The following is a 3,028-nucleotide window of genomic DNA, read 5'->3' on the forward strand; positions in this document are numbered from 1 at the left end:
AGCGAGAAATGATCAATTTTTAATTAACTTTAAATTCGGAAAATAACGCAACGAAGCGTTATACAATACCGTTGGCAACAAGCAAAAAAATCGAACCTTATGAAATGCACATTGAATTTTAAAAGAAATAAGCAATTCCATGGTCTAATTTGTATTTCAACCATCTCTATTGGGCTTTTATGCGTTTCCTGTAAGAAAGAAACTGATTCCTCAAAAATTGCAGAAAGTGAGTTGATAATGAAAATCAATGCCGTACAAGAACAGGTAATGGCACAGGGAAATTTGACTAAAGAAGAGGAACAAGCGATGCTAAGTATTTGCAGTATTGTGTCACAGAATGACGGTTTGGCAACTTATACCACTGACACTAGTATAATATTAAAAGATGTAGAAATTGCGCCAGTTTTTAATGGTTGTGAAGACCTTTCTAATAAAGCAACAAGAGAATGTTTTAATGAAAAGGTAACGGCATTCATAAAGCGCGAATTTAACTCGAGTTTATTGAAAGAATTAAATCTTTCAGAACCAAAGGAAGTTGAAGCCTTTTTTATAATTACTGAAAACGGAAATTTAACCGGCATGAAAGTCAGAGATGCAGAGGTTACCATTCAAGCTGAAATTTTGAGAGTGCTTAGAAAAATGCCGATAATGAATCCCGCCATTGATAATGGAAAAAGTGTCTCAGTGTTATGCTCTATGGTAGTTACATATGGAAAGGATATCGAAATTGATTTCGTTTACATTCCTGAAAGACCAGTTGATAAATAATTGAATTGATAATAATAAGATAAATAAAATGCCAGTTGCCAACAACGTATAATGCGCATTGAACTGCGCAGACGGTCAAGCTGTTGAAAAGGACTACAAAAACGTAATTTTCGCTACGATTGAAAATTGCGTAAATTCACAGAAGCGCAGGACGCGCATTATACAAAACCGTTGTGCACAAGCTTTGAGATGAATTTCACAGAAAACAAATCTGAACTAGAAAAAAATGGATATTCGGTCTTGACCGATTTATTTTCAGACTTGGAAGTTGAGAAAATTATTCACTGCATAGATAAAGCTGAACAGAACGGAAATTCCTTTATGAAAACAAAGGATCTTTTCGCTATCAGACAATTGATAAAGAACGTTCCTGATTTGGCAGATAAGATCTTCAACGAAAAAATGATTGATTTACTAGATCAACTGTTTGACAAAGAATATTTCCTAACAAAGGCTATCTATTTTGACAAGCCGAGCGAATCGAATTGGTTTGTAGCATATCACCAGGACCTGAGCATATCTGTTGACCAAAAAGCCCCGGTCAAGAATTATGTGAACTGGACATTCAAAAAGAACCAAAACGGAGTCCAACCTCCTATTAAGATTTTGGAAGATACCGTTACCATCCGGATTCATCTGGATGATACCGATTTAGAAAATGGAGCTCTCAAAATCATACCTGAATCACATTCCAGTGGAATCGTACGATCTGATTCCAAAAATCGGGACCTCGATAGAGAAGTTGTTTGTGATGTCAAAAGAGGCGGAGTGATGTTGATGAAACCATTGACCCTTCATGCTTCAAACCGAACTACAAATGGAAAAAAGAGACGAGTCATACATTTAGAATTCAACAAAAATGATTTGGCCGAACCATTAGATTGGTTGGAGAGATATGAAATAAAGCCAGTGCACAACAACGTATAATGTGCATTATGCTAGGTTGAATAGCTTGATTGAAAATTCCATAAAATCATTTCACCAAAGCATTATCTGAAAAATACGTAACTTCAACTCCGCACAACAGCACATTATACAAAACCGTTAACTTTAATTGCGGTGACCCGCTTGCAGCGGATTCAAATTTAAAAGGTTTAGCTGACTCTCATTCGCATGGAAATTGATAAAAAAGCAGCGCTGAAAAATGTGATTTTGATGTGTTGCGTTGATTTCTTGAATTTCAAACCGAACAGCTGATTTTAAACTGAAATTGAAAATTCGGAATGAACAATTTATTTGATTTTGAGAAAGAATTGAGTAAATCGATTGATTTCTCAACTAAACGGATAATTCTGATTTAGTTCTGGGGTGATAAAATTGAAACTGATGTTGAAAGTGAATCGCTTTCGGAAAAATCCTTTTCCGCAACTAAAGTTAACAACGTATAACGCACATTGCTTCGGATTTTCATATCTGAAAATCCTCGCAGGCGGAAAATCTGGTAAGTTTTACTTATTTTGTTGCCTCAAAGCGCAACGTTGCGTTATACAATACCGTTGGCTACAATTATTGAAATGATTTTTACTTCAAATCAAATAACAATCCGTGAATTGACTTCAAAGTTAATCAAGATAGAAAAAACGGAATTTGATTGGACAACGGAATACAAAGATCCGGATAACGAAGCAGTATGGCTAAAATTAAAAATTGGCTTGAACAATGAGGAGAGAAATCGACCGGTGATGATGCAAAAAAATGATTACAAAATTGATTTTCTTATTGAATTAGTTCTCACTTCAAAAAATTTGGAACAAATATCCACCGCAGCAGCTCTGATGGAATATATGGAGTCTTCAGAAAGCATCGAGTTTCGAGAAAATTTAATTGATAAGTTGGAGTCCCATTATTCAGATTTAAAGAATGAAATATCTGAATTTGATCTAAAACGATTGAACTCTATTGTTAACAATAGTTCCTTATTTGATGACACAAACAGACGAACGCTTGTCGGAAAGAATGATGATTCAATAACATCGGACTGGAAATTCTTTAAGGAGGTTGCTGAAAGAACTGAGCGATTAATAACTGTAGCCAACAATGTATAACGCGCATTTGGCGCGGTTGGCTATCCTTGTGAAAATTCCGATGATCGTTCAAAATACAGCTTAACTGAAAATTGCGTAAATTGACCGAGCGCCAAACGCGAGGCGTTATACAAGACCGTTACCTGCAAGCTGATATGATGCATCGTCCTGAAATAGGTTGACTAAAAATTAACCCTTTTAGTACTATACCTTATGAAAGACAAAAAACCACCCTG

Annotated in this window: 3 protein-coding genes; all 3 read left to right on the top strand. The window is 35.5% G+C overall.

Features of this window, described 5'->3' with window-relative positions:
• The first annotated feature begins 99 nt into the window (after positions 1-99).
• A complete protein-coding gene (locus I4Q58_RS15315) occupies positions 100-768 on the top strand; it encodes a hypothetical protein (protein WP_236002958.1) in 669 nt (222 codons plus the stop codon).
• 189 nt (positions 769-957) lie between these two features.
• Positions 958-1,695 carry a phytanoyl-CoA dioxygenase family protein gene (locus I4Q58_RS15320; RefSeq protein ID WP_203296784.1) on the top strand — a complete coding sequence of 246 codons (738 nt, stop codon included), beginning with the start codon at positions 958-960 and terminating at the stop codon, positions 1,693-1,695.
• 569 nt (positions 1,696-2,264) lie between these two features.
• Positions 2,265-2,813 (top strand): hypothetical protein, encoded by a 549-nt coding sequence (locus I4Q58_RS15325; RefSeq protein ID WP_203296785.1) that lies wholly within the window; start codon positions 2,265-2,267, stop codon positions 2,811-2,813.
• Positions 2,814-3,028 lie beyond the last annotated feature (215 nt).

Source organism: Luteirhabdus pelagi (assembly GCF_016827595.1).
In the GTDB taxonomy this organism is placed as follows: Bacteria; Bacteroidota; Bacteroidia; order Flavobacteriales; family Flavobacteriaceae; genus Luteirhabdus; species Luteirhabdus pelagi.